The organism is Marinobacter sp. CH_CUG1437-1, assembly GCF_037029655.1.
GTDB lineage: Bacteria > Pseudomonadota > Gammaproteobacteria > Pseudomonadales > Oleiphilaceae > Marinobacter > Marinobacter salsuginis.
This window is the reverse complement of sequence record NZ_JAYMEW010000003.1, coordinates 130,127-155,582: the sequence shown is the minus strand read 5'-3', so window position 1 is coordinate 155,582 and position 25,456 is coordinate 130,127. Positions and strand designations below refer to the sequence as shown.

Annotated in this window: 25 protein-coding genes; 10 read left to right on the top strand and 15 right to left on the bottom strand. The window is 58.0% G+C overall.

The features are described from left to right. The first annotated feature begins 88 nt into the window (after nucleotides 1-88). The gene (locus WA411_RS09420; RefSeq protein ID WP_291906455.1) at nucleotides 89-1,063 is read left to right on the top strand and encodes an NAD(P)H-dependent flavin oxidoreductase; all 975 of its coding nucleotides are present in this window, start codon (nucleotides 89-91) and stop codon (nucleotides 1,061-1,063) included. Here the strand turns inward: WA411_RS09420 and WA411_RS09415 are convergent. The 4 genes from WA411_RS09415 to WA411_RS09400 form a co-directional block, all read right to left on the bottom strand. Next, the gene (locus WA411_RS09415) at nucleotides 1,060-3,000 is read right to left on the bottom strand and encodes a methyl-accepting chemotaxis protein (RefSeq protein ID WP_291906457.1); all 1,941 of its coding nucleotides are present in this window, start codon (nucleotides 2,998-3,000) and stop codon (nucleotides 1,060-1,062) included. The genes WA411_RS09420 and WA411_RS09415 overlap by 4 nt on opposite strands. 127 nt (nucleotides 3,001-3,127) lie before the next feature. Continuing rightward, nucleotides 3,128-4,654 (bottom strand): DUF5666 domain-containing protein, encoded by a 1,527-nt coding sequence (locus WA411_RS09410; RefSeq protein ID WP_291906459.1) that lies wholly within the window; start codon nucleotides 4,652-4,654, stop codon nucleotides 3,128-3,130. 77 nt (nucleotides 4,655-4,731) lie between these two features. Next, on the bottom strand, nucleotides 4,732-5,580 hold the full coding sequence (locus WA411_RS09405; RefSeq protein WP_291906461.1) for a DUF6502 family protein: 849 nt from the start codon (nucleotides 5,578-5,580) through the stop codon (nucleotides 4,732-4,734). Nucleotides 5,581-5,662: 82 nt separating this feature from the next. Continuing rightward, nucleotides 5,663-7,123 (bottom strand): DUF5666 domain-containing protein, encoded by a 1,461-nt coding sequence (locus WA411_RS09400; protein WP_291906463.1) that lies wholly within the window; start codon nucleotides 7,121-7,123, stop codon nucleotides 5,663-5,665. A gap of 205 nt (nucleotides 7,124-7,328) precedes the next feature. On the opposite strand from WA411_RS09400, the gene WA411_RS09395 reads away from it, so the two are divergent. Beyond that, the gene (locus WA411_RS09395; RefSeq protein WP_104321698.1) at nucleotides 7,329-7,502 is read left to right on the top strand and encodes a DUF6435 family protein; all 174 of its coding nucleotides are present in this window, start codon (nucleotides 7,329-7,331) and stop codon (nucleotides 7,500-7,502) included. 12 nt (nucleotides 7,503-7,514) lie between these two features. On the opposite strand, the gene WA411_RS09390 is transcribed toward WA411_RS09395, so the two are convergent. Then, entirely contained in the window at nucleotides 7,515-7,859 is a 345-nt protein-coding gene (locus WA411_RS09390; RefSeq protein ID WP_291906466.1) for a chaperone modulator CbpM, read from the bottom strand. A 13-nt stretch (nucleotides 7,860-7,872) separates the two neighbouring features. Then, a complete protein-coding gene (locus WA411_RS09385; protein WP_291906468.1) occupies nucleotides 7,873-8,844 on the bottom strand; it encodes a DnaJ C-terminal domain-containing protein in 972 nt (323 codons plus the stop codon). 224 nt (nucleotides 8,845-9,068) lie between these two features. Between WA411_RS09385 and WA411_RS09380 the strand changes: the two genes are divergently transcribed. After that, complete coding sequence (locus WA411_RS09380) at nucleotides 9,069-10,277, top strand: MFS transporter (protein WP_291906470.1); 1,209 nt, start codon at nucleotides 9,069-9,071, stop codon at nucleotides 10,275-10,277. A gap of 2 nt (nucleotides 10,278-10,279) precedes the next feature. On the opposite strand, the gene fba is transcribed toward WA411_RS09380, so the two are convergent. From fba to tkt, 4 genes are all read right to left on the bottom strand, one after another. Beyond that, complete coding sequence (gene fba, locus WA411_RS09375) at nucleotides 10,280-11,344, bottom strand: class II fructose-bisphosphate aldolase (protein ID WP_008175283.1); 1,065 nt, start codon at nucleotides 11,342-11,344, stop codon at nucleotides 10,280-10,282. Nucleotides 11,345-11,568: 224 nt separating this feature from the next. Next, nucleotides 11,569-12,729: a phosphoglycerate kinase gene (locus WA411_RS09370; RefSeq protein WP_291906473.1), complete on the bottom strand. Its 1,161-nt coding sequence runs from the start codon at nucleotides 12,727-12,729 to the stop codon at nucleotides 11,569-11,571. Nucleotides 12,730-12,844: 115 nt separating this feature from the next. Beyond that, on the bottom strand, nucleotides 12,845-13,879 hold the full coding sequence (gap, locus tag WA411_RS09365; RefSeq protein ID WP_291906474.1) for a type I glyceraldehyde-3-phosphate dehydrogenase: 1,035 nt from the start codon (nucleotides 13,877-13,879) through the stop codon (nucleotides 12,845-12,847). After that, nucleotides 13,879-15,879: a transketolase gene (tkt, locus tag WA411_RS09360; RefSeq protein WP_136630155.1), complete on the bottom strand. Its 2,001-nt coding sequence runs from the start codon at nucleotides 15,877-15,879 to the stop codon at nucleotides 13,879-13,881. Before tkt ends, gap begins: the two co-directional genes overlap by 1 nt. Nucleotides 15,880-16,115: 236 nt before the next feature. On the opposite strand from tkt, the gene WA411_RS09355 reads away from it, so the two are divergent. The 7 genes from WA411_RS09355 to WA411_RS09325 all read left to right on the top strand — a co-directional run bounded on the left by WA411_RS09355 (nucleotide 16,116) and on the right by WA411_RS09325 (nucleotide 23,376). Next, complete coding sequence (locus tag WA411_RS09355) at nucleotides 16,116-17,117, top strand: metalloregulator ArsR/SmtB family transcription factor (protein ID WP_069184428.1); 1,002 nt, start codon at nucleotides 16,116-16,118, stop codon at nucleotides 17,115-17,117. Between the two features lie 149 nt (nucleotides 17,118-17,266). Then, nucleotides 17,267-18,457, top strand: a complete 1,191-nt coding sequence (gene metK, locus WA411_RS09350; protein WP_069184429.1) for a methionine adenosyltransferase — start codon at nucleotides 17,267-17,269, stop codon at nucleotides 18,455-18,457. 63 nt (nucleotides 18,458-18,520) lie between these two features. Next, the gene (gene ahcY / locus WA411_RS09345) at nucleotides 18,521-19,915 is read left to right on the top strand and encodes an adenosylhomocysteinase (protein WP_069184430.1); all 1,395 of its coding nucleotides are present in this window, start codon (nucleotides 18,521-18,523) and stop codon (nucleotides 19,913-19,915) included. Between the two features lie 12 nt (nucleotides 19,916-19,927). Then, on the top strand, nucleotides 19,928-20,797 hold the full coding sequence (gene metF / locus WA411_RS09340; RefSeq protein WP_053112927.1) for a methylenetetrahydrofolate reductase [NAD(P)H]: 870 nt from the start codon (nucleotides 19,928-19,930) through the stop codon (nucleotides 20,795-20,797). A gap of 297 nt (nucleotides 20,798-21,094) precedes the next feature. Continuing rightward, nucleotides 21,095-21,853, top strand: a complete 759-nt coding sequence (locus WA411_RS09335; RefSeq protein ID WP_136630158.1) for a transporter substrate-binding domain-containing protein — start codon at nucleotides 21,095-21,097, stop codon at nucleotides 21,851-21,853. 91 nt (nucleotides 21,854-21,944) lie between these two features. Then, nucleotides 21,945-22,616: an amino acid ABC transporter permease gene (locus WA411_RS09330; RefSeq protein WP_069184433.1), complete on the top strand. Its 672-nt coding sequence runs from the start codon at nucleotides 21,945-21,947 to the stop codon at nucleotides 22,614-22,616. A 13-nt stretch (nucleotides 22,617-22,629) separates the two neighbouring features. Next, nucleotides 22,630-23,376 (top strand): amino acid ABC transporter ATP-binding protein, encoded by a 747-nt coding sequence (locus tag WA411_RS09325; protein WP_069184434.1) that lies wholly within the window; start codon nucleotides 22,630-22,632, stop codon nucleotides 23,374-23,376. A gap of 68 nt (nucleotides 23,377-23,444) precedes the next feature. Here WA411_RS09325 and WA411_RS09320 read toward each other — a convergent pair whose 3' ends face one another. The 5 genes from WA411_RS09320 to WA411_RS09300 form a co-directional block, all read right to left on the bottom strand. Continuing rightward, nucleotides 23,445-23,969 carry a DNA-binding protein gene (locus WA411_RS09320; protein ID WP_291906485.1) on the bottom strand — a complete coding sequence of 175 codons (525 nt, stop codon included), beginning with the start codon at nucleotides 23,967-23,969 and terminating at the stop codon, nucleotides 23,445-23,447. Then, nucleotides 23,959-24,228 carry a hypothetical protein gene (locus WA411_RS09315; protein ID WP_418766804.1) on the bottom strand — a complete coding sequence of 90 codons (270 nt, stop codon included), beginning with the start codon at nucleotides 24,226-24,228 and terminating at the stop codon, nucleotides 23,959-23,961. The genes WA411_RS09320 and WA411_RS09315 overlap by 11 nt, the downstream gene beginning before the upstream one ends. 225 nt (nucleotides 24,229-24,453) lie before the next feature. Continuing rightward, complete coding sequence (locus WA411_RS09310) at nucleotides 24,454-24,684, bottom strand: hypothetical protein (RefSeq protein WP_291906487.1); 231 nt, start codon at nucleotides 24,682-24,684, stop codon at nucleotides 24,454-24,456. A 62-nt stretch (nucleotides 24,685-24,746) separates the two neighbouring features. Beyond that, nucleotides 24,747-25,142: a hypothetical protein gene (locus WA411_RS09305; RefSeq protein ID WP_291906489.1), complete on the bottom strand. Its 396-nt coding sequence runs from the start codon at nucleotides 25,140-25,142 to the stop codon at nucleotides 24,747-24,749. Then, nucleotides 25,132-25,422 carry a type VI secretion system PAAR protein gene (locus WA411_RS09300; RefSeq protein WP_069184498.1) on the bottom strand — a complete coding sequence of 97 codons (291 nt, stop codon included), beginning with the start codon at nucleotides 25,420-25,422 and terminating at the stop codon, nucleotides 25,132-25,134. The genes WA411_RS09305 and WA411_RS09300 overlap by 11 nt, the downstream gene beginning before the upstream one ends. Nucleotides 25,423-25,456 lie beyond the last annotated feature (34 nt).

Genomic DNA, 25,456 nt, shown 5'->3' with positions numbered 1-25,456 from the left:
ATTAGCTCGCGACCGTTTTCAGATCGGGCGAGGCACGCTAAGATCCTTTATATCCTACAAAAGTTCCAACAAAAATTAAGGAATCCTCATGCCGTTGCCCGCGTCCCTGAAAGACTCGCTCTCACTGCCCCTGGTGGCCGCCCCCATGTTTCTGATCTCTGGCCCGGAACTGGCGCTTGCCTGCTGCAAGCAGGGCATTGTTGGCAGTTTTCCGGCATTGAACCAACGCTCCAGCGAAGGCTTTGAAGACTGGCTCATCCAGATGAATGAGGAGCTGGATGCTTTTCGAAGCACGAATCCGGATGTAACAACTGCCCCCTATGCCGTAAACCTGATCGTGCACCGGACCAACCCCCGTTGGCAGGCGGACCTTGAGCTATGCGTAAAACATAAGGTGCCCATCATCATTACCTCCCTGGGTGCCGCCAGCCAGGTGGTGGAGGCGGTCCACAGCTATGGTGGCGCGGTGTTCCACGACGTGACCAACCAGAAGCATGCCCGCAAGGCTGCAGAAGCGGGCGTCGACGGCATCATCGCCGTGGCAGCGGGTGCCGGTGGCCATGCGGGCACCATCAACCCGTTCGTGCTGGTGCATGAAATCCGGGAAGTCTTTGATGGCACGATTCTGCTGGCTGGGGGGCTATCACATGGTGAGGACCTGCTGGCGGCCCAGGCCCTGGGGGCGGACCTGGCCTATCTGGGCACCCGCTTTATCAACACCTTCGAATCTCAGGCCGACGAGGCCTACCGGAACATGATCATCGAGGCGGTATCTGGCGACATCATTCATACACCGGCAGTATCCGGTGTACCCGCCAGCTTCATGCGCCAGAGTCTGGAGGCGGCTGGCTTCCCCATGGACAAGCTGAACCAGGCCGGCGAGATCAACTACGGGGAAAAGCTGAAGCCCATTGATGATGAAGCCAAGGCCTGGAAAACCGTCTGGTCTGCCGGCCAGGGTGTCAGCCAGATCCACGATGTGCTCACCGTCCCGGACCTGGTGAGCCGCCTGGCCGACGAATACAGAAGCGCCCGGGAACGCCTGCTTTCTTCAGGCACCTAAACCTGGAACTGCGAGGCTTTGTCCTTCAGCGAGGTCAGTGTCCGGGCAATCTGGCCGCTGGCCTCGTCGGAGCGCTCGATGGCTTCGACCGTCTGACGGGAAGAGCCGGCAATATCGCTCACGCTCACACTGACTTCACTGGCGTGCCGGCCCTGTTCTTCCGCAACAGATGAAATGGCCATGGCCCGATCCTGGAGGCTGCTGAGCAACTGGTTGATGCGATCAAAATGCTCATCCGCCCGACGGAACTCTGACGAAGACTCCGCAACCTGCCCCGACACCTCGCCAATGGCGCTCACCGCCTGCCGGCTGCCCTGCTGAAGGCGCTCGATGATGGACTGGATCTCGGTTGTGGATTCCTGGGTGCGGCTCGCCAGGGTGCGGACCTCATCGGCCACCACGGCAAAGCCCCGGCCGGATTCACCGGCGCGCGCGGCCTCAATAGCGGCGTTCAGAGCCAGCAAGTTGGTTTGCTCCGCGATGGCACCGATCACTGACAGCACCGATCCGATTTCCTTGCTCTGGTGGTCCAGCTGATTGACCGCTTCCACGGCCTGCTCAACGTTACGAACCACCTGATCCAGCCGGTTCCGCACCTCCCGGGAAATGCCAGCGGTGGCCTCGCTCTCGGCACTGACGTTGCTGACCGAGCCGGCGATATCCTGAATGTTTTCAGCCACCTCGGAAATACTCCGGGACATGGCATCCATGGTGCCGGACACCTCGGCCACCTCCTGCTCCTGACGATTCACGGCGGAGACCGCACTGCGACTGATATCCCCCTGAGCCTGGGCCTGGCCAGCGGCCGATTCGGCCGACTCCTTGACGTCGGAAACCAGCTCCTGGATACGGGCAATGAACCGGTTTACACCCTGGGCCATTTCGGTGAGCTCATCCTTGCCTTTCATGGATACGCGGCGGGTAAGATCTGCCTCACCATCGGCAATTCCCCAGATCGCCGAGCTCAAACGGAAGACCCGTGGCAGCAATCCGCCACCCAGGACCAATGCAACGAGCAGGATAAGAATCACCACAGAGCCGATTGCGAGCATGCTGAGGTTGGCCGAAAGGCTTGAGGCTTCGGCATTCAGCGCTTCCACAGTGCTCTGGATTCTGGAGCGGGTATCGGAGTCCATGCCCGCCAGCTGCTGCTGAAGGCGCTGGTTCACCTGTTCGGTTTCCGCCTCCAGGGTGTCGCGAAGAGCGTCTATGCTGCCGGTAATCGTGGCACTGAATTCTTCTTCCAGGGCGGCCAGATCCCGGTTGATGCCTTCCAGGGACAAACCCAGCTTAAGCTGACCAATGGCCGACCCCTGGGGAGCAATATCAGCGGTAATGATGACGACGTTGGGGTCACGGCTTGCCGCATCGAGGACCCGATTTGCCGCACCACGACCTTCCCCCTGCTCCATTAAGGTGCGTACCCGATCATCGGTGCGATCCACGTAGCGGGTCAGTCGCTCACCGTACTGGTCGTAATACACGGCGAACAAAACCGATTCACGAGCGTCGGCCAGCTCCACCAGATCAGTCAGGCGCGGGACATCCCGATCCCAGATCAGCGGAGCGGCGACCGCAGCCAGCACATCGGCCAGGCCCTGGGCTTCAGCCATAACAGCGGTTCGAACGTTGCCTGCAACGCGTTCCTGTTGAGCAGTTTGCTGGCGGGTGAGTTCGGCGGAGAGTTCTTCGGTGGTCTTCTGCCGCATGGTCTCCAGGCGGGTCCGAACATCCTCGCGGGTATCCCCAAACGAGGCGCTGACCTGCTTACTGCTCGCCTCAAGGGCTGACCCTGCGGTGTCGACCAGGCGCTCCACCTGACTGGAAATCAACCACTGGCTGACCAGAACCTGGACAAGACCGGCAACGACCAGAACTATAAATACCGGCCGCAGAAGGCGGCTTGAGATCAGCCGCCTGATAAAACTGAGTGACATACGGACTCCGCTAGCATGTGTACTTCATGCATCCTGCACAGTCGGCAACAGCGTCCCTGCCTGGCTTGTCCGTATGTATAGCAAAACCCGGGCCTGAATAGCGCGCTTTTATGTACGGGTTTTGTAGTTAATCGTCATCTTCGCTCTCGAGTTCAACTTCATCTGCAACAAAGCCAGAAGAGGTGTTGGAGTATTCAACTTCGAGGAACACCGGCTCTGGTCTCGCAAATGCGTCAACGATTTCCTGTCTGGCCGTGCTCTCGTTGTCTCCATCGTAATCTGCACCAAGATCACTAATGGTTATTCCGAGGATGGACAGCCCATTCGCCGAAGGATTCAAAGAGATAAACCGCAACCGGCCTTCCAACTCGAAACTGCTGGCGTCGTCTTCCTCGCTCTCGACCTCGACTTTGAGAGCCTCAACATAAATGCTGTCTGGAGCTCCCCTCTCAATGCCCTCGACTTCAACCTCAGTTCCAAAGGCGGTTAGTTCGGCAAAATCGATTTCGCCATCGTCATCGCGGATCAGAATCGTCAGAGGTGTGACCTGTACCCTAACGCCGCCAACTTCGAAGCGACGGCTTGAAGGGTCAACCGAATTCACATCAATCGGACCCTTCACCTTGGAATCGGGCTCCCGTAACTCAATCTCCTCCGCTTCCACCACATCATCACCGGTGAATTTCCCCTCAACCTGGATCAGGAGGCCTGGCTGCAGATCGTCGAGCGTGAGGCCATCTTCGAGTTCAGTATTGTTGACAATTCTGATCGTAAGTCCGCCCAGAATTAGCTCTCCTGGGCGTGCACTACCAGCGTCTGCCACATAGCCAGTCTGGACTGTTCCAGTGAGCTCAATATCGTCTCCTTCTCCTCGCTGATAACGGCGGAAATCGTCCCTGTCGATACTGGTGGCATTAATCTCATCTGGTGCTAACAACTTTCCTTCGATCTCGAAGAATCCACCCGCTTCAAGGTCAGCCTCTGTCAGGCCATCCGCAAAGACATTGTCGGCATAGGTAATGTTAAAACCATTGCTCAGAATTTGATTGGTGCCTGCATCAAAATCCGCGTTCGACAGATCAACCTCAAGCTCAATATCGCTTTCGTTGCGAGTAGCGGTTCCAACAAAGCTCGCACGATAACGCCCATCCGGCCCCCGGTAGGCACTTACTCGAACAAAATCATCGTTAGTCAGATTTGCCAATGTGGTGCCTCGGAACACAGTTTGGGTAGTGGCGAACAGTTCTTGCCCATATATTGTGAAGGTTACCTGTTCATTGTTTTGGCTCAACGTCACATCCGACACCGTACCCCGGAATGTGTCGTCGTATTCAAGACTCTCAGCGACTCCCTCGCCGTCATCACTCCATTCACCATCAACGCGTAGAATCATGCCTTCACTAAGCTGGGTTTCGAGCTCAATGCCATCATTGCTTTCTACAGCTCCATTGAGATCTCTTGTGTCAAACCGCACACCATTAACAAACACACTCCCGAATCCGGAAACCGGCCCGACACTGGACCCGGTGCCCCTTATACCGCCATCGGCAACATCCAGGCCTCCCCCGCCCGCGCCACCACAGGCGGAAATCACCCCGAAGGCCACTGTGCCGGCGGCCAGCTTGAAAACACGATTGCGGAGTTGCCGTTTCATAACTTTTCTCTCCCTGTCCGGCGTTCCTGGCCGGCCTTGATTTCAAAGCATCATCAGAACACCTGCTGGAGATGCCACTAGTCTCCTTTCGGCAATTTCCCGGCGGGCTCTTCAAAGAAGAAGATGCTGACGCCGGTGCGGACCGGATCCCCGGATTCACTGCCAGATTTTTGCCCCGAGATATCGCGATCATGGGGACCAAGCCATTTGTCCAGCTGTTCCAGCAGTGCCTGGGACTGGGCAGCGGCATGCTTGCGCCAGCGCTCCATCACTTCCGGAGGAATGTTGTTGTAGGTCAGGGTTCTCTGGAACAGCGGCGGCTTTCCGGACTCATCACTGACCAGGTTATGATCAATGGTCGCGATGAGGTCGGACACATCCTCGCCAAAAATCTGCAACATTTCCTCACTGTCTCCAGCCGGTACATAGGCCCTTTGCTGCAGGATCAGCCGGCCCGATTCGCCGTCTATCGACACCACGCCGACCCGAAGCAGTTCATCCAGCACGGCGCGGGGCGGCATATCACCGCTGTAGCGCTTGACCAGTTCACTGAAACTGCCCGATCCGTCGAAAGACAGCATGGCTGGCTCTCCGTCTTCGGTCTGGAAACCAGCATCGTGGACCCAACCTGAAACCACCCGGGACGCCCGGTTGGCATGAATGACATCGCGGCTCCCGGCATCTTCCCCTGCCAGGATTTCCCGTTGGCGTTTTACTTCCTTACGGGTCAGCCCGGTCATAACCGCAGCCCGCGAATCCGTGGGCTTTCGGCGACCGTCGGCAAAGTCCTCAAGGGCGGCTTCCACGTAGGCACGTTTCACCAGCTCCGAGAACTCACCGAAGGGGATGCCGTTCCGCAAGAGCAACCTCGCCAGAGGGCGCAGAATGCGGAACAGCGCTTGATGCAGGGGGTTGGTCTTTTTCATGTTTGGGATTGTATTCCCATAGCGACTTCGAAAGCCAGGAGTCGGGCCGACAACTGCCTGGCCCGCACCCTCGGCTCACTGGTCAATCATCATCACTGTCGTCGTCACTGTCGTCGTCGACTTCAACATTGTCGGTCAGTTCATACTGACCACCGCTGGTCTGGCGGTACTCGATTTCCACTTCATCACCAACCTGGGCGCCTGAAAAGCTGTAGCCGTTCCGGAGCACCTCAAGATTCATGATGGTGATCGACTCGGCGCCGATCGCAGTCACCCGTGCTTCGAGTTCAAAATCGTCATCATCGTCGTCATCCTCACGCTCGATGCTGAGGGCTTCGAGGAATCCGCCCTCACTGCTGCGCTGGCGGCCTTCAATTTCGAGATAGTCACCCACCTGCAGGCTCTGGACGTCCTGAACTCGACTGCGACGGTCATCGTCATCATCATCGTCGTCATCGATCAGGGTATTGCTGGTGAGTTGAACCCGAACGCCACTGACGAGCATGGATTCATCGGCCAGATCAATGGACTCGATGCGGCCATCCAGTTCAGCATCGGATTCCCGGCCTTCGATTTCTTCAGCCACCAGGACGCCTTCGCGGAAATCCCCTTCCACTTTCAAAAACAGGCCATCGGCGAGGCTGCTCTCTCGGAGATCGTCGAACTCGGTGCCACCGTTAATCTGAACTCGTACCCCATTTATCGAGAACTGACGGCTGGCAGGGTCATAGTCGTAAATGCTTCCGGAGATTTCGACGTCGTCATCATCGTCGAAGAGGTCATCCTCATCGTCGATTTCCTCGGCCATGATGGTATTGCCGTCCAGGTAGCCTTCCACTTCCACCACGATTCCATCTGCCAGATCATCCAGGGAGAAGTCGTCATCGCCGACAGCACTGGTGTAATCGATCAGGAAACCGTTGATGGTGAAAGTTTCGGCGCTTGTATCCAGGTTCGCGACAACGCCTTCAATTTCCACTTCGTTGTCATCCTCGAAATCGAGGCCGATGGCACGAGCGCCAACAAAGCTGGCCCGGAAGCTGCCATCCTCCAGGCGCCAGGCGCTGACCCTTACCCGATATCCCTGGGGATTGTCGGCGAGAGCCGTCGGGGTGGCGCCGCGGAAGACCGTTTTGCCGTCCAATGAGACAGTCTGGCCCAGCATCGTCAGGCTTCCGGTGCGAGTCACCTCGTCCCAGCTCATTCCGGAAATCGGGCCGCGCAGGGTATCGTCATAACTGACCCTGTCGGCCCGGCCTTCGCCACGGTCATCCCAGTCGCCCTCAACTTTAAGGATCATCCCCTTTTCAAGCTGATCCTCACGTTCGAGACCGTCGTCGCTGCTAACGCTCCCACTGGTTTCAAAGCGAGTACCGTTAACGTAAACACTGCCGAAGCCGGAAACCGCCCCGACACTGGTGCCCGATGAGGTGCCACTGGTAGAGGTGTCTCCCGAGCCACCGCCACCACAAGCGGCGAGGGCACCGGCCAGAGCCCCTGTCATGGCCAACTTCACTGCGATTGCTAAAGGTTTGCGATTCATCGTTCTTCTCCAGGCTTGTTATTGCGTCCGCGGGCAGTCACCGAGAACCACCCAAACCATAATTGGGATTATTTTCCCAAACATTTATTTGGGAATTTAATCCCACATTTTCGAGCTGTCCAGTTTTTGATCATGAAAATTTTGTGAACTTTATGGGGCAGAGAGCGTAAAGCTCTGAACAGTCAGCCAAAACAGGGTCATCACCATGCTGGGATTTTTGAAAGGCGATCCGAAGAAAAAACTGCAGAAGGAATACGAGGCCAAACTCGCCAAAGCACTGGATGCCCAGCGCAACGGCGATTTGAGAACTCACGGTACGCTTATGGAAGAGGCGGAAAAAATCTACGCCGAGATTCAGGCGCTGGAAGAAAAGAAGTAAGCGGGGGAGCGTTTACTCCCCCATCAATTGCCGAATGCGATGATTGAGACGGCCCACTTCCCGACGCATCTCCTCCACCTCGTCGAGCAACTCCAGTGACATGGCCAGACCGGGCAGATTCATTTTCAGGTCCCGCTGCAGCCTCTGGGCCTTGCGCAACCGGCTCAGGGCGACGACATCGAACTCCCATTGCCGTGCTTCCGGTGACTCCCCAACCGGGGCAATGATGCCGTAGTCCACCAGCTTGATGACAAACTCTGCATGGCACTCGCCGCGCTCGCAGATTTCACGCAGGGTGAAGGTGCTGCCATCCTGATCGAGCACCTCGACCGTCAGAATATGATCTTGCTTGCTCATACCTTACTCCCGCTCACACGTGAAGCTTGCTGCGTGGATTGAAGTTCTTCTCGGCCTCCGCAAGTTGCTCATAGAGCTTCTCCGCTTCAGCGCTGTGTTTCTCGGGCATGGCGATCTGCAGGATAACAATCTGATCGCCCGGATGTTTGCCCGGAAAGCCCTTGCCTTTGAGCCGAAGCTTACGGCCACTGGTGGAACCTTTGGGCACTTGCACATTCACCTTCGAGCCAACAGTCGGCACCGTCACCGTTGCCCCCAGAGCCGCTTCCCACGGCGCTATCGGCACAGTCACCATGACATCGCGGCCCTCCACGGAAAAATGGGGATGCGGCGCAAACTCGACTTCGATGAACAGATCACCCGGCTCTCCGCCGCCAATACCCGGCGAGCCCTGGCCCTTGAGGCGGATGTTCTGGCCCTCGCGCATACCGGCGGGAATCTTCACTTTCAGGGTCTTTTGCCGGGGAATCACCCGGCCATGCTCATCAGTCTCATGGACCGCGAAAGACACCTGTTTTTCACAGCCATGAAACGCCTCTTCCAGGAACAGCGCAATCCTGGCGTGCACGTCCTCACCACGCATTCTCATATTCTGGCGGAAACCGCCACCACCGAAGCCACCGGAAAAGCCGCCGCGACGGCCACCACCAAAGATTTCCTCAAAGAAGTCGCTGAACTGGCGGGCGTCGGCCTCGGTGTAACCACCGCCACCGAAGCCGGATGCACTCTGCCAGCCCGGTGGTGGCTCGAAGGAGCCATCCGCCCGGGCGCCGTATTTGCGCAGCTGGTCGTATTCCGCCCGTTTCTCGGGATCTTTCAGTACTTCGTAAGCTTCACCAACATCCTTGAACTTGGTGTCCGCATCTTCCTCCTTGCTGACATCCGGATGGTACTTCCGCGCCAGCTTCCGGTAGGCCTTTTTAATCTCCTCGGCGGAGGCAGACTCACTCACACCGAGTACGGCGTAATAGTCTTTGAAGTCCATGGCACTCCTCGTTACTGATCATCATGGTGATCAACAATTGATCTCTGTTACCTATAGTTGACGCTGGCAGCGAAATTACAAGCACCCGGTGCTGCGCAGTTGCGGTAGATCAAACACGTGAGAGCTTGTGACCCACCCCACTGTGATAATTCGTATGGCATCTCGTTCCGGTAGAGGTGAGAATTACCGGTTTTACTCTTTAAACCAGCGCCAGGGAGAGCTTTTTGAGTAGCGAACCAGCCACACGACTCCGGATTTTCCTGATCGAATTCGCATTGGCACTGGGTGGATTTGCCATCGGTACCGGTGAATTCGCCATCATGGGTCTGATGCCAAATGTGTCGCAGGATCTCGGCGTCACGGAGCCACAGGTGGGACATCTGATCAGCGCCTATGCGTTGGGGGTTGTCGTGGGCGCGCCGCTGCTGGCCGTGATCGGAGCCCGCTTTTTCCGGCGCCAGCTGCTGATCTGGCTGATGGCCTTTTATGCGGCAGGGAATCTGGCAAGCGCCCTGGCAGAAGACTACACCGGGGTCATGATTGCCCGATTTGTCGCCGGCCTCCCTCACGGGGCGTATTTCGGCGTTGCCTGCCTTGTAGCAGCGTCCCTGGTGCCAGTCCATCAACGGGCAAAAGCGGTCAGCCGCGTCATGATGGGGCTGACCCTGGCGCTGCTGCTGGGCAACCCCATGGCGGCCTGGATGGGGCAGTCTCTGGACTGGCGTTACGTGTACATGTTTGTGGGGCTCATTTCCGTGCTCACGCTGACCATGGTGATTTCGGTGTTGCCAACTGATCCGCAGGAACAACGGAAGGGAGCATTCAGCGAGATTCGCGCGTTCAACCGGGCCGGCATCTGGTTCGCCCTGGCCATCGGCGCCATTGGTTTCTCAGGTATGTTTGCCGTGTTCAGCTACCTGGCACCGACACTGCTGGAAGTCACACAGGTTGAAGAGTACTGGATTCCCCTGGCATTGGCCGTGTTCGGGCTCGGCGGCTTCACCGGCAACCTGCTGGGCGGCTGGTTGTTCGATCGCCTGGGGTTCCGGGCGGTCGGCGTCATCCTGTTGTTGAGCGCCTGCATCCTGGTGGTATTCCCCTCCACCACCGGCACACTTCCGATACTGCTGGTTGCCTGTTTCCTGATCGCCATGATGGGCGCCCTGGGCCCGGCGCTGCAGACCCATCTGATGGATGTGGCGCACGGCGCCCAGAACCTGGCAGCCGCCTCTCACCATGCTGCCTTCAATGTTGCCAACGCCCTTGGGCCCTGGCTGGCGGGCATGGCTATCACCGCTGGTTTCGGCTGGTCTTCGACAGGCTATGTCGGGGCCACGACGGCAACCATCGGTCTGCTTATTTTCCTGGCGGCCTGGCGCCACAAACAAAAAGGCCCCCGCAATGCGGAGGCCGATTCGGTTCCGGTCTCTTAAGCTTACTTGACCTTGGGGTCCAGCTCGCCAGAGGCGTAACGCTCGAACATGCGCTCGAGGTTAACCGGCTTGATCTTGCTGGCGTTGCCGGCACAACCGAAGGCTTCGTAGCGTGCGATGCACACGTCGGTCATGGCCTTCATGGTTTCCTTGAGGAATTTGCGCGGGTCGAACTCGGCCGGGTTCTCAGCCAGGAAGCGACGGACAGCACCGGTGCTGGCCAGGCGCAGGTCGGTATCGATGTTGACCTTGCGCACGCCGTGCTTGATGCCTTCCACGATTTCTTCAACAGGTACACCGTAGGTTTCCGGAATCTCACCACCGTATTCGTTGATGATCTTCAGCCACTCCTGGGGTACGGAGCTGGAGCCGTGCATGACCAGGTGAGTGTCCGGGATGCGGGCGTGGATGGCTTTGATCTGGTCGATGGCCAGGATGTCACCTGTGGGCGGACGGGTGAACTTGTAAGCGCCATGGCTGGTGCCGATGGCGATGGCCAGGGCATCAACGTGGGTTTTCTTGACGAAGTCGGCGGCTTCTTCCGGGTCGGTCAGCATCTGGCTGTGGTCCAGGGTGCCTTCGGCACCGATGCCGTCTTCTTCACCGGCCTGACCGGTTTCGAGGGAGCCCAGGCAGCCCAGCTCGCCTTCTACGGAAACACCACAGGCGTGGGCCATTTCAACGGTGCGACGGGTAACGTCAACGTTGTATTCGTAGTCGGTGGGGGTTTTGCCATCTTCACCGAGGGAACCGTCCATCATAACGGAGCTGAAGCCCAGCTGGATGGAGCGCTGGCACACGGAGGGGCTGGTGCCATGGTCCTGGTGCATGACCACCGGGATATGCGGGAATTCTTCGATGGCCGCCAGGATCAGGTGGCGCAGGAAGGGGGCGCCAGCGTACTTACGAGCACCGGCGGAGGCTTGGACAATCACCGGGGAATCGGTTTTGTCGGCGGCTTCCATGATGGCGCGCATCTGTTCCAGGTTGTTGACGTTAAAGGCTGGCACACCGTAACCATGCTCGGCGGCGTGATCCAGCATTTGCCGCATCGAAATCAGGGCCATGGGTCGTCTCCTTCATTTGGACTTTGGATGTTTGAATTCTGTTCGTTTCTTGCTTGGGAGTCTGCTGCGGCAGGTGGAGGATCGCTTCCCGGGACACGCTGTGAATACATCCATGTAGGCTTGACTGCAGCATCCATGCTGCAGACAGTCCCGGGAAGCGATCCTCCACCTGCCTTGCGATTCTGGTCTTGTTGTAGGGCCCGATCAGAACCGCTTCTGTTTGTTTACTCGCCGCGTTCTTCCAATACCGCTACTGCCGGGAGTGTCTTGCCTTCTACGAATTCCAGGAAAGCGCCACCACCGGTGGAGATATACGAGATTTTGTCAGCAACGCCGTACTTGTCAACGGCGGCGACGGTGTCACCACCGCCGGCGAGGGAGAAGGCGTCACTTTCGGCGATGGCTTCGGCCAGGGCTTTGGTGCCGTTGCCGAACTGGTCGAATTCGAAGACGCCAACCGGGCCATTCCACAGGATGGTTTTGGCGTTTTTCAGCAACTGGGCGAATTCGCCAGCGGTTTCCGGGCCGACGTCGAGGATCATGTCGTCGTCGGTGACGTCGGAGATGTTCTTGACGGTGGCGGTGGCGGTCTCGGCGAATTCGCTGGCAACAACCACGTCGACCGGCAGCGGGATTTCAACGCGGCTGGCGATGTCTTTGGCGGTGTCGATCAGATCGTGCTCACACAGGGATTTACCGACCGGGTGACCGGCCGCGGCCAGGAAGGTGTTGGCGATGCCGCCGCCCACGATGATGGAGTCGCAGACTTTCTCAAGGGCGTTGAGCACGTCCAGTTTGGTAGAGACCTTGGAGCCGCCCACAATGGCAACCACCGGTTTGGCCGGGTTATCCAGGGCTTTGCCCAGGGCTTCCAGTTCCGCCGCCAGCAGGGGGCCGGCGCAGGCTTCGGGGGCGAATTTGGCAACGCCGTGGGTGGAGGCCTGGGCGCGGTGGGCGGTGCCGAAGGCGTCCATCACGTAGACGTCGCACAGGGCCGCGTATTTCTTGGCGAGGTCTTCGTTGTCTTTCTTTTCGCCCTTGTTGAAGCGGACGTTTTCGAACAGGACGACTTCGCCATCGGCCACTTCAACGCCGTCCAGATAGTCCTTGATCAGGCGAACTTCCTGACCCAGTACTTTGGTCAGGTGATCGGCAACAGGCTTCATGGATGAAGCTTCGTCGTACACGCCTTCTTCCGGGCGGCCCAGGTGGGACATCAGCATGACTTTGGCGCCGGCGTCTTTGGCGGCCTTGATGGTGGGCAGTGACGCGCGGATGCGGGCGTCGCTGGAGACTTTGCCGTCCTTGACCGGCACGTTCAGGTCTTCACGGATCAGCACTCGCTTGCCGGCGAGCTTAAGGTCGGTCATTTTCTTGATGGCCATAACGTTCTTCCCTTGATCGAATCTTGAAAGCTTGAAATCTGCTCTGGCTGTCGGATTGTCACTTCGTTCAATCCGACCTACGGTAGGTCGGTTCGAGCACAGCGATAACCGACAATCAGGTTCTGTGTTTCGTCAGCCAGCTTTTGCTGACATCGAGCATCCGGTTCGCGAACCCCCACTCATTATCGAACCAGCACAGTACTTTCACCATGGTGCCCCCGGTTACCCGGGTCTGGCCGCCGTCCACCACGCCGGAATGGGCGTCGTGGTTGAAATCGGAGCTTGCCAGCAGTTCGTCGGTGTAGCCGAGTATGCTCTTCAACGGGCCATTGGCGGCCTCTTTTAGCAGGCTGTTCACCGTTGCCACATCGGTGCTCTTGCGCACATTCACCACCATGTCGATGGCGGACACGTTCATGGTCGGCACCCGCATGGCCACCGAGCTGAACTTGCCTTCCATCTGGGGCAACAAGCGCTCAATGCCTTTCGCAAGACCGGTCTCCACCGGGACTATGTTGTGCAGGGCACTTCGAGTGCGCCGCAGATCCTGATGGTGGTAGGCATCGATGACAGGCTGGTCGTTCATGGCGGCATGGATGGTTGTGGTGCTGCCCTGCTCCACACCAAACGCGTCGTCCAGCACTTTGATCACCGGAACGAGGCAGTTGGTTGTGCATGAGGCGGCGGCCACGATCACATCATCAGCTGTGAGATCGGCGTGGTTCACACCGTAGACCACGGTGCGGTCTACATCGGACTCGGCCGGCTGCGAGAACAGCAGCTGTTTGGCGCCAGAATCGATGTGTTTCTGAGCCGTGGCGCGATCAGAGAAAGCGCCGGAGCACTCCAGCACCAGATCAACATCCAGCAACCGCCAGGGCAGTTCTGCCGGATCAGCATGACTCAACACGCGGATCGCATCGCCATTGACCATGAGATCCTGGCCCGACACCGAAATATCACCCTGGAAACGCCCGTGGGTGGAGTCATATCGGGTCAGGTGGGCAATGGTGTCGATATCCGACAACTCATTAATCGCGACCACCTGCAGGTGGTCGCGAAAGCCATTTTCATAAAGCGCACGCAACACGCACTGGCCAATTCGGCCGTACCCGTTGATGGCGACACGAAAAGGCGCAGAGTCTGTCATCAGGCGTCCAGCAGCTCGGCTGCCACTTCCAGGACGTTGTCGACGGTGAAGCCGAATTCCTTGAACAGTTCGCCGGCCGGCGCGGACTCACCGAAGGTGGTCATGCCGATGATGCGGCCGTCGAGGCCAACGTACTTGTACCAGTAGTCGGCAATGCCGGCTTCGATGGCGATGCGGTTGGTCACGTCCAGCGGCAGAACCTGCTGCTTGTACTCGGCGCTCTGGGCGTCGAACACGTCAGTGGACGGCATGGAGACCACGCGCACCTTCTTGCCCTGCTCCCGCAGCTTGGCAGCGGCGTCCTGGGCCAGGGCCACTTCGGAACCGGTGGCGATCAGGATCAGATCCGGAGTGCCCTCGCTGTCGGAGAGGATGTAGGCGCCTTTCGCCACGTCAGCCAGTTGCTGGGCGTCGCGATCCTGAGCCGGCAGGCCCTGACGGGAAAACACCATGGCCGTCGGGCCATCTTTGCGCTCCAGTGCGGCTTTCCAGGCCACCGCAGATTCAACGGTGTCAGCCGGACGCCACATGCTCATGTTGGGCGTGGTGCGCAGGCTGGCCATCTGCTCGATCGGCTGGTGTGTCGGGCCGTCTTCGCCCAGGCCGATGGAATCGTGAGTGAACACGAAGATGGAACGCTGCTTCATGAGCGCGGCCATGCGCACGGCGTTACGGCAGTATTCCATGAAGATCAGGAAGGTAGCGCCGTAGGGCACGAAACCGCCGTGCAGGGCGATGCCGTTCATGATGGCGGCCATGCCGAACTCACGAACGCCGTAGTAAATGTAGTTACCGCTGGCGTCTTCCTTGGTCAGGCCCTTGGTGTCGGACCAGATGGTCAGGTTGGAACCAGCCAGGTCGGCAGAGCCGCCCATCAGTTCCGGCAGCAGCGGGCCGTAGGCATTCAGGGTGTTCTGGGAAGCCTTGCGGGAAGCCACGGTCTCGGCCTTGTCCTGGCATTCCTGGATGTAGGCCTGGGCCTTCTCGGCAAAATCGGCAGGCAGGTCGCCGGCCATGCGGCGCTTGAATTCTGCGGCAAGCTCCGGCTCGGCCTTCTCGTAGGCGGCGAACTTCTGCTCCCACTCGGACTGGGCTGCGGCGCCTTTCTCACGCGCATTCCAGGCACTGGCAATGTCGGCCGGGATTTCGAACGGGCCGTGCTGCCAGCCCAGTTGCTCGCGGGTCAGGGTGATTTCGTCGTCACCCAGTGGAGCACCGTGACAGCTTTCCTTGCCCTGCTTGTTCGGGGAACCAAAGCCGATGATGGTCTTGCAGCAAATCAGGGTGGGCTGATCGGTGTTGGCCCGGGCCGCTTCGATAGCAGCTCGGATGGCATCGGCGTCGTGGCCGTCGACTGCGGGAATCACCTGCCAGCCGTAGGACTCGAAACGCTGCGGGGTGTTATCGGTGAACCAGCCCTCAACCTCGCCATCGATGGAGATGCCGTTGTCGTCATAGAAGAACACAAGCTTGCCGAGGCCCAGAGTGCCGGCCAGGGACGCCACTTCGTGGGAGATGCCTTCCATCAGGCAGCCGTCGCCGAGGAACGCGTAGGTGTAGTGATCAACGATCTCATGACCCGGGCGATTGAACTGCGCTGCCAGAGACTTTTCGGCAATGGCAAAGCCAACGGCGTTGGCAATGCCCTGACCGAGGGGGCCGGTGGTGGTTTCAATGCCCGGAGTGTAGCCGTACTCGGGATGGCCCGGCGTCTTAGAATGCAGTTGACGGAAATTCTTGATGTCGTCGATGGAAACGTCGTAACCGCTCAGGTGCAGCAGGGAGTACTGCAGCATGGAGCCATGACCGTTGGACAGCACAAAGCGGTCACGGTTGGCCCACTGAGGGTTGGCCGGGTTGTGGCTCAGGTAATCGTTCCACAGAACCTCGGCGATATCCGCCATACCCATGGGCGCACCCGGGTGGCCGGACTTGGCTTTCTGAACCGCATCCATGCTCAGCGCGCGAATGGCGTTGGCGAGATCTTTACGAGACGGCATTGACGTTTCTCCAGTGTTTTGCAGGAAAAGAATTCGTAGTGATCAAAGGGCGATCAAAATGAGGCGCGTATTTTCGCCGATTAGTGTGTGCCGGGGCAAATCGGCATACGCCTGTTTCACGATTGTTTGCCTGTGGATTTCCGAAAGGGTCTGATTTCAAAGAATGATAAATCTATATCAAAATTTTTTGATATGCCTATTGATTGACCACCCGAAGCACCCTACACTTCGTTGCCATGACATCCATGAACGCACACGCCGATAACCTGTCCTCCGTGGACGCACTGGCCCCGATCTTCAAAGCGAGCGGGGATCCTTTGCGCCTGGAGATTTTGCGTGTGTTGAGAAGGGATACCTTCGGGGTACTGGAACTCAGCCAGCTGTTCGATATGCGCCAGTCCGGCATGAGCCACCACCTGAAAGTGATGAACAAGGCCGGTCTGCTGGAGCCACAGCGCGAAGGCAATGCGATCTTCTATCGCCGCCCGCTGCATCTGGACAGCGACAAGCCAACCGACCAGACCATTCGCCAGATATTTGAGGTGGTCGACCGGGTGCCGCTGCCGCCGCACCTGCAGGAACGGATTGAAGCCATTCGCACACAGCGTGCCGATCAGTCCCAGGCCTTTTTTGCCCGCCATGCAGAGCAGTTCCGGGAACAGCAGGAGCTGATCGCGGCCTTTGACCTTTATGCGGAGCCGGTAGCGGAGATGATTCGCAAGCGGTCCCGCAAGCACCAGTGGCAGTCGGCCCTGGAAATCGGCCCCGGTGAAGGCGCCTTTCTGCCTGTTCTGGCTGAGCTTTGCGGACATGTGGTTGCCCTTGATAACAGCCGGGACATGCTGGCCAAGGCAACCCGCACGTGTATTGAAGAACGGTTGAACAACATCGATCTGATTGAGGGCGTAACCGACACCCTGCTGGCCCGGGGCGATGCCTTCGACCTGGTGGTTGCCAACATGGTGCTGCACCACGTGCCCAGCCCCGCTGACATCTTCCTGGATGCCGCGGCACTGATGAACAACGGCGGCTGCTTTGTGATCAGCGACCTGTGCAGTCACGACCAGGACTGGGCCAAAGAAAACTGCGGTGATCTCTGGCTCGGTTTTGAGCCTGAAGAGCTTACAAGCTGGGCAGCGGACGCTGGCCTGGTAGCCGGGGAACAGCTGTTCATCGGCTTGCGAAACGGTTTCCAGATCCAGGTTCGCGAATTCTGGAAACACAGCGGCCAGATTTGACGACCTGAATCGCAATATCAACAAATTTTGATATACGGATACGTAGTTTTACGTATCCTTACACAGACCACCAAACCGGATACCGGAAAGCGCTTTAAGAAAGCCACTTACCGGCCTGAATTTGAATCGCTCACAGAGGAGCATGCGTTATGGCTGACTACAATATCTTCACTTCCGAATCGGTCTCTGAAGGCCACCCGGACAAACTGGCAGACCAGATCTCTGATGCCGTGCTGGACGCCATTCTGACCGACGATCCCCACGCCCGCGTTGCCTGCGAAACCATGGTAAAAACCGGTGTGGCCATCGTTGGCGGTGAAATCACCACCAGCGCCTGGGTCGACCTGGAAGACCTGGTGCGCGGTGTGATCAAGGACATCGGCTACACCTCCTCGAAAGTGGGCTACGACGGCGACACCTGCGGCATCATCAACATCATCGGCAAGCAGTCGGTGGATATCGCCCAGGGCGTTGACCGCCAGAAGCCGGAAGACCAGGGTGCCGGCGACCAGGGCCTGATGTTCGGCTACGCCAGCAACGAAACCGACGTGCTGATGCCGGCACCGATCACCTTCTCCCACCGTCTGGTGCAGCGCCAGGCCGAGGCCCGCAAGAGCGGCCTGCTGCCGTGGCTGCGTCCGGACGCCAAGAGCCAGGTAACCTGCCGCTACGAGAATGGCCGTGTTGCCGGTATCGACGCGGTGGTTCTGTCCACCCAGCACGATGAAGACGTGACCCAGGAAGACCTGAAAGAAGCGGTGATGGAGCTGATTGTGAAGCATGCGCTGCCCGCTGAACTGCTCCACAAGGACACCCAGTTCCACATCAACCCGACCGGCAAGTTTGTGATCGGCGGCCCGGTGGGCGACTGCGGCCTGACTGGCCGGAAGATCATTGTCGACACCTATGGCGGCATGGCTCGCCACGGTGGTGGAGCCTTCTCCGGCAAGGATCCGTCCAAGGTAGACCGTTCCGCCGCTTACGCCGGCCGCTACGTAGCCAAGAACATTGTTGCCGCCGGCCTGGCCGACAAGTGCGAGATCCAGGTGTCCTACGCCATCGGCGTTGCCCAGCCAACGTCGATTTCCCTGAACACCTTCGGCACCGGCAAGATCAGCGACGACAAGATCATCCAGCTGGTTCGCGAAAACTTCGACCTGCGCCCGTATGCGATCACCAACATGCTCGATCTGCTGCATCCGATGTACCGGGCCACGGCAGCCTACGGCCACTTTGGCCGCGATCCGTACGAGATGACCGTGGGTGGCAAGACCTTTACTGCCTTCCCATGGGAGAAGACCGATCGCGCCGCCGCTCTCAAGGATGCTGCTGGTATCTAAACCGATTTGGGGCGTATGTCACCAGACATATGCCCAAGCCAAACTGACTGACAGGAGAACACCATGAGCACTCCCGCAGAAAAACTGAACAGCTTTGACGACTACAAGGTTCGCGATATTTCCCTGGCCGGCTGGGGCCGGAAGGAAATCAACATCGCCGAAGGCGAAATGCCGGCCCTGATCAAGCTCCGTGAGAAGTACAAAGCCGAGCAGCCGCTGAAAGGCGCCAACATCATGGGCTGTATCCACATGACCATACAGACCGCCGTGCTGATCGAGACCCTGGTGGAACTGGGCGCTAACGTGCGCTGGTCTTCGTGCAACATCTTCTCAACCCAGGATCAAGCTGCAGCGGCCATCGCGGCGCAGGGCATTCCCGTGTTTGCCTGGAAAGGCGAGACCGACGAAGAGTACGACTGGTGCCTTGAGCGCACCGTGGGTGCCGACGTTGACGGCTGGGAGCCGAATATGATCCTGGACGACGGCGGCGACCTGACTGCCCTGCTCCATGAAAAATACCCGGAGATTCTGGCCAAGTGCCACGGCGTGACCGAAGAGACCACCACCGGCGTGCACCGCCTGCAGGAAATGCTGCGCGAAGGCACCCTGAAGGTTCCGGCCATCAACGTGAACGACGCGGTCACCAAATCCAAGAACGACAACAAGTACGGTTGTCGCCACAGCCTGAACGACGCCATCAAGCGCGCGACCGACCACCTGCTTTCCGGCAAGAAGGCCCTGGTCATCGGTTACGGCGACGTGGGCAAGGGCTCTGCCGCTTCGCTGCGTCAGGAAGGCATGATCGTGAAAGTCACCGAAGCCGATCCGATCTGCGCCATGCAGGCATGCATGGACGGTTTTGAAGTGGTGTCCCCGTACATCGACGGCGTTAACACCGGCACCGAGGCGGGCGTGGACCGTGACCTGCTGCAGAACACCGATCTGCTGGTCACCACCACCGGCAACATGAATGTGTGCGATGCACACATGCTCAAGGCGCTGAAGAGCGGAGCCGTAGTGTGCAACATCGGCCACTTCGATAACGAGATCGATACCGCCTACATGCGCAAGAACTGGGAATGGGACGAGGTGAAGCCACAGGTGCACGTTGTGTACCGCGACAAGGCCACCAACGACCACCTGATCCTGCTCTCCGAAGGCCGCCTGGTGAACCTGGGTAACGCCACCGGTCACCCGTCACGAATCATGGACGGCTCCTTCGCCAACCAGGTTCTGGCCCAGATGTACCTGTTCGAGCGCAAGTTCGCCGACTTGCCGGAAGATGCGCGTGAGAAAGGCGTATATGTTCAGGTTCTGCCCAAGCACCTGGACGAGGAAGTGGCCCGGGCCATGGTGGAAGGCTTTGGTGGCGTGATCACCAAGATGACGCCGGAGCAGGCCAAATACATCGGTGTACCGGTCGAAGGCCCGTACAAGCCAGAAAGCTACAAGTACTGATCGGGTAAACAGATGCAATCCCAGAAACAGTTCAAGCGCCGTTTCAGCTTTGAGTTTTTCCCGCCCAAGACCGACCAGGGCAAGGAAAAGCTGCAGAACGTGCGCAACCAGCTGGCCGAGGTGAATCCCGACTTTTTCTCGGTCACCTTCGGCGCCGGTGGTTCCACCCGGGACCGCACCATCGAGACCGTGCTCAACCTGCATAGCCAGGGCATTTCCACGGCTCCGCACCTTTCCTGCGTCGGGGGCACCCGCCAGGAAATCGGCGAGCTGCTGGATCTTTACCGGGAGCATGGAATCAACCGGATTGTCGCCCTGCGGGGCGACATGCCCTCTGGTATGGGGGCAGCCGGTGAGCTGCGCTACGCCAACGAGCTGGTGGAGTTTATCCGCGAGCACAGCGGCGACACCTTCAACCTGGAAGTGGCAGCGTACCCTGAGTTTCATCCCCAGGCCCGCAACGCCGAAGAAGATCTGAAGAACTTTGCCCGCAAGGTTCAGGCTGGCGCCAACAGTGCCATCACCCAGTACTTCTTCAACGCAGACAGCTACTTCTATTTTATCGACCGTCTGGAGAAGATGGGCGTTACCATTCCGGTGGTGCCGGGCATCATGCCCATCGTCAATTTCTCCAATCTGGTTCGCTTCTCCGACATGTGCGGCGCGGAAATTCCCCGCTGGATTCGCAAGCAGCTCGAGGCCTACGGCGACGACAGTGATTCCATCCGCAAATTCGGTGAGGAAGTGGTCACCGAGATGTGCGAAAAGCTGTTGAAGGCCGGCGCGCCGGGCTTGCATTTCTATACCCTGAACCAGGTGGAACCCAGCATCAGCATCTGGAAGAACCTGGGCATCAGTGAGCGGGAGAAGATTGCTTTCTGATGCGCGTAACCGGTGTCGGATTACGGCCCGTTGGGCCTAATCCGACCTACCTTTCTTCCGAAAATTTAAGCCACTCATCGTGAGTTGGATTCGGTCCAAAGGAACGTAATCCAACAAGCTCCACCAGCCGCACCTCCCCGCCAAGCATTTGATTTCCTGTGTCCATCTGCGTAATAGTCTAGAGTGTATGTGATGCAGTTCCATCAACGCTCCCCGGAGATCGCAGTCAACAGCAGTGATTGGTCCGGCTTGCCTTACCGGGCAAATGGAGCCTCATAAGAAAGAAAAGGAGAATGTATGAGCACGAAGTGGCTAAAGACCGTAAGCGCCAGCCTGGCACTCACCGTTGCCGCAGGAACCGTCAGCGCAGAGACCCTGCGCGTCGTCACTGACCCCAGTTTCGTTCCGTTTGAAATGATGGATCAGGAAACCGGCGAGATGATCGGTTTTGACATGGAAATCATCCGCGAGGTGGCCGACCGTGCCGGTTTCGAGATTGATCTGAACACCATGGATTTCAACGGTATCATCCCGGCGCTGCAAACCGGTAACGTCGACATTGCCATTGCCGGCATCACCATTACCGAAGAACGTGAAGAAATCGTCGACTTCTCCGACCCGTACTACGATTCCGGCCTGCGCATTCTTGTTCGCGAGAGCAACGGCGATGTCAGCGAATTCGACGACCTCGAAGGCAAGAAAATCGGCACCAAGATTGGCAGCACCAGTTACGACTACCTGGTCAAGAATCTGGAAGCCGATGACGGCGTAACCCCCTACCCGGGCAGCTCGGACATGTACATGGCGCTGATGTCCCGCTCCATTGATGCTGTCTTCTACGATGCGCCGAACGTTGGCTACTTCGCCCGCACCAAAGGTGAAGGCAAGGTGAAAACCGTTGGCCCGCTGTATGAAGGCCAGCAGTATGGTATCGCCCTGAAGAGTGGCAGTGAGTGGGTTGATGACGTTAACGAGGCCCTGGCCGCCATGAAAGAAGATGGTACCTACAAGACCATCTACGAGAAGTGGTTTGGCCCCATGCCCGAAGACATGTAAGGCCTCCCGGACCCTATTGGTCTGATTCCCTGTGCCGGGGCATCACTGCCCCGGCAATCCGTGACTCCAAAACTCTGCGGAGACTATCACTGTGGAATTCCAGTTTCAGTTCGACTGGCAGGCAGCCATCGACTCCATCCCTTTTCTGATCAAAGGGATCCCCTACACCCTGCTGATTTCTTTTGGCGGTCTTCTGATCGGTTTTGCGCTGGGCATTGTCTTTGGCCTGCTGAGCATCAACAAGAAGTGGTTCCTACGGTGGCCGGCAACCGCCTACATTGAAATCTTTCGCGGCACGCCGATCCTGGTTCAGGTGCTGTTCATCTTCTACGGTCTGCCCGACCTTATCGGCGGCCCGATTGATCCCCTGACGGCCGGCATCGCGGCGATCGCATTGAACTCCGGCGCCTATATATCCGAGGTGGTCCGTGGTGGCGTGCAGTCCATCGACAAGGGCCAGACCGAAGCCGGGCTTTCCCTGGGCCTGTCCCGCACCCAGACCTTCTGGTCTGTGGTCTGGCCCCAGGCGTTCCGTCGGATGATTCCGCCGCTGGGCAACCAGGCCATTGTCAGCATCAAGGACACATCGCTGTTCTCGGTGATTGGCGTGGGTGAGCTGGTACGCCAGGGTCAGATCTATATTGCCAACACTTTTACCGCGTTTGAGGTGTACTTTGTGGTCGCGATCCTCTACCTGGCCATTACCCTCTCATTGTCACTGATTCTCCGCTTCGTTGAGCGGCGCGGTCTGGCTTCTGTCTGAAGGAACGTTACCCATGACTCAGATTGTAAAAATGAAGGGCATGAACAAGTACTTCGGCAAACTGCATGTCCTGAAAGATATTGATCTTACTGTCGAGAAAGGCGAAGTGGTGGTAATCATCGGTGCCAGTGGCTCCGGTAAATCCACCCTGATCCGCTGTGTAAACGGTCTTGAAGAGTTCGAGTCCGGCACCCTGGAGGTGGATGGCCACCCGCTGGCGCCCAAGAGCGGCAACCCGAAATCCCTCGCGGAAATCCGCAAGGAAGTGGGCATGGTATTCCAGCAGTTCAACCTGTTCCCGCACCTCACGGTCAAGAAGAACATCATGCTGGCACCCCAGAAGGTGAAGAGCACGTCTCAAACCGTAGCCAACGCGACCGCCGAACGACTGCTGAACAGGGTGGGCATTGGCAACCAGGCCGACAAATACCCAAGCCAGCTGTCCGGCGGCCAGCAGCAGCGGGTCGCGATCGCCCGGGCCCTGGCCATGGAACCGCGCCTGATGCTATTCGACGAGCCAACCTCAGCACTGGACCCGGAAATGATCGGCGAAGTGCTGGACGTTATGCGCGAGCTGGCCAAGGAAGGCATGACCATGATGGTCGTGACTCACGAAATGGGCTTCGCTCGTGAAGTGGCCGACCGTGTGATCTACATTCACGAAGGCCAGATTGTGGAACAGGGCAAACCGGACGATGTGTTCGACAACCCGCAGAATGAGCGCACCCAGGCGTTTCTTTCGCGGGTTCTTGCGCACTGAAGTAACCGCGCCATAAGCCCCCGCTTCGGGGGCTTTTCCTTGAACGTTTCCCGTCTCGCAACGGAATTTCAGGCTATGCTATCCAATTGGGCCTGTAATTGATGATCAACCCGACGCACCTCCCTCACGAGATTAACGCCCATACTCACTCCGGCCACGTCCATCAAATCAGTCGGGATCGCTCTTCTCTGCGTTTCGGAGAACCAGGTCAGCACATCTACCAGATGCCATAGCGCACTCGCGCCCTCATGGACCGGCAACGGGAAACTGGCCAGATGAGTTTGAATGAGTTTACGCATGTTCTGGCGGGAGAAGTTCAACAAGCTGGCCATATCGGAAATACCAACAAGGTCCGGGCCTGCCTCCACCAAACGAGCTTCAGGAACGGCTTTCTTCACTTGCTGGAGTGCACTCAGCATGGCTTTTTCTGCCGACTCCGCCTCGCGGGTGAAATTCAAAGCCAGCCGGCCTTTCTGGCCAAGGCCAATGATGGCATCGTCGCACCCCGACTCGAACAACGCGGATTCCAGAGCCTCTTGTTCAAGACCAGTTGGAACTGAAAATTTGAGCGTGAAGTCATATTCACGATTCATGGTCTTTACCTCCAGCACTTCGATATCCGGTGCAGTTATCAACGATGCGACGAATCTGCTTTGCGTGGTTCTGCGTGTTTTTGGGTGTACTCCAGATACTGGCAACACAGAACTCTCCGCAGCGGCAATCCTTAGTATTGAACGGGCAATACATCCGCCCCCAGGCGTGGCCCTTTCTAATCTCTATCCGCCAGCCGTGCAATTCGGCGTAAGCCACGGCCTCTTCAATATCTTTGTTCGCGTGTCTCTTGCGGGGCATTCTTGCCATTCCTTGGGCAAATAATATACATAAGGTTGTCATATGACAACATTATGTATCTCATCTCATAGACTGGATCACCAAATTGGTGACCAGGGTGGTAATGACGGCCAGATACATAAAAAGCATTGGCGTTATGCCCCAGTCTTGCCAGAGCTGTGGCAGCGGACCATCTGGGTCGCCCAACGTAGATGCTCGCTTGTGGCAGAAACGGGACGAACGATTTCAGAAAACGAGGAACGCAAAGACATGGCTGCACCTGACGAGACGACCGATAAGCGCTTCTGACCAGATCTGACTGATACCGGAAAGACTGCCGGAACGTGTCGAGACTCGTTGTTCTATTTTTTTGGCATAGCGAAAGCCCGTGGTCACGATCACAAAGACGAACAACAGACTCAGCAGAATGCCCCCGGCCACCACATACGCTGCGAAGATTCGCCATTCCTCACTCACGGTCGCGCGCCTCATAGCTCAGCTGTGCAAGAGAAAAGGGGTTGTTCACAGCAGGCGACTATTCACTCAACAATGACCAAAAAAATGGCCGACACTGCAAATATCATTGCGCAGGCAAAAGTAAAGCTGACCGGAATAAGCGCCCACAGCTTTAAATGCCTCGGAGTCACCCCTTCCTCTTTACCCATTCGCGACGCAACTCTGCTGCCGATCACGGGAAGATTCCTGTAGGTGAAAAACGACCAGACGTTCATGGCACGAATCCACCTTCCCCAGGGTCCATCGCCCCACAGAGTCTTTGTCATATCCAGATAGGCACCGGGCGCGGCAATCCTAGCCTCCACCATGCGTATTCTCGGAAATGCCACAGTCACTGTGAACAGAATTCCCAATAAGCCGCCTATCATGGAGGCAATCCCCAAGAATGCTGAAATAACTGAGAGTTTCTCAATCACCAATCACCACAGTTCCCGACCCAATAGTCACCCCACCACATGAAATCGAACCGCCTGTCACCGCTGCCGGCCTGCCATTGATCAGGACAGTCGACGAACCTCCTGTGATGGTCCTCGGATGAGGCGGATGCTTAGGTTTGGAGTGGGGTGCCAGCGGATCGCCCACGCGGGCAACGGGCTTGCCATCGATCAGTACATCGGGGGAACCGGCAATCACCGGGGTGGGCGGGAAACCTTCGTGATCGGAGCCGAGGTCTCCGAGCAGAACAATCGCTTTACTCATGTCGCGTCCTTTGCGTTTTTGCAGAGCCATCCTG

Bases quoted from the DNA above. Each gene is read 5' to 3' on its own strand.
- WA411_RS09315 (WP_418766804.1), bottom strand. From the start codon at position 24,228: ATGCCCCGCAAGAGACACGCGAACAAAGATATTGAAGAGGCCGTGGCT.
- WA411_RS09415 (WP_291906457.1), bottom strand. From the start codon at position 3,000: ATGTCACTCAGTTTTATCAGGCGGCTGATCTCAAGCCGCCTTCTGCGG.
- WA411_RS09385 (WP_291906468.1), bottom strand. From the start codon at position 8,844: ATGGACTTCAAAGACTATTACGCCGTACTCGGTGTGAGTGAGTCTGCC.
- WA411_RS09405 (WP_291906461.1), bottom strand. From the start codon at position 5,580: ATGAAAAAGACCAACCCCCTGCATCAAGCGCTGTTCCGCATTCTGCGC.
- WA411_RS09390 (WP_291906466.1), bottom strand. From the start codon at position 7,859: ATGAGCAAGCAAGATCATATTCTGACGGTCGAGGTGCTCGATCAGGAT.
- WA411_RS09325 (WP_069184434.1), top strand. From the start codon at position 22,630: ATGACTCAGATTGTAAAAATGAAGGGCATGAACAAGTACTTCGGCAAA.
- WA411_RS09400 (WP_291906463.1), bottom strand. From the start codon at position 7,123: ATGAATCGCAAACCTTTAGCAATCGCAGTGAAGTTGGCCATGACAGGG.
- metK (WP_069184429.1), top strand. From the start codon at position 17,267: ATGGCTGACTACAATATCTTCACTTCCGAATCGGTCTCTGAAGGCCAC.
- WA411_RS09395 (WP_104321698.1), top strand. From the start codon at position 7,329: ATGCTGGGATTTTTGAAAGGCGATCCGAAGAAAAAACTGCAGAAGGAA.
- WA411_RS09355 (WP_069184428.1), top strand. From the start codon at position 16,116: ATGACATCCATGAACGCACACGCCGATAACCTGTCCTCCGTGGACGCA.
- WA411_RS09370 (WP_291906473.1), bottom strand. From the start codon at position 12,729: ATGGCCATCAAGAAAATGACCGACCTTAAGCTCGCCGGCAAGCGAGTG.
- metF (WP_053112927.1), top strand. From the start codon at position 19,928: ATGCAATCCCAGAAACAGTTCAAGCGCCGTTTCAGCTTTGAGTTTTTC.
- WA411_RS09335 (WP_136630158.1), top strand. From the start codon at position 21,095: ATGAGCACGAAGTGGCTAAAGACCGTAAGCGCCAGCCTGGCACTCACC.
- WA411_RS09410 (WP_291906459.1), bottom strand. From the start codon at position 4,654: ATGAAACGGCAACTCCGCAATCGTGTTTTCAAGCTGGCCGCCGGCACA.
- tkt (WP_136630155.1), bottom strand. From the start codon at position 15,879: ATGCCGTCTCGTAAAGATCTCGCCAACGCCATTCGCGCGCTGAGCATG.
- WA411_RS09300 (WP_069184498.1), bottom strand. From the start codon at position 25,422: ATGAGTAAAGCGATTGTTCTGCTCGGAGACCTCGGCTCCGATCACGAA.
- fba (WP_008175283.1), bottom strand. From the start codon at position 11,344: ATGGCCCTGATTTCGATGCGGCAAATGCTGGATCACGCCGCCGAGCAT.
- WA411_RS09420 (WP_291906455.1), top strand. From the start codon at position 89: ATGCCGTTGCCCGCGTCCCTGAAAGACTCGCTCTCACTGCCCCTGGTG.
- gap (WP_291906474.1), bottom strand. From the start codon at position 13,879: ATGACAGACTCTGCGCCTTTTCGTGTCGCCATCAACGGGTACGGCCGA.
- WA411_RS09320 (WP_291906485.1), bottom strand. From the start codon at position 23,969: ATGAATCGTGAATATGACTTCACGCTCAAATTTTCAGTTCCAACTGGT.
- ahcY (WP_069184430.1), top strand. From the start codon at position 18,521: ATGAGCACTCCCGCAGAAAAACTGAACAGCTTTGACGACTACAAGGTT.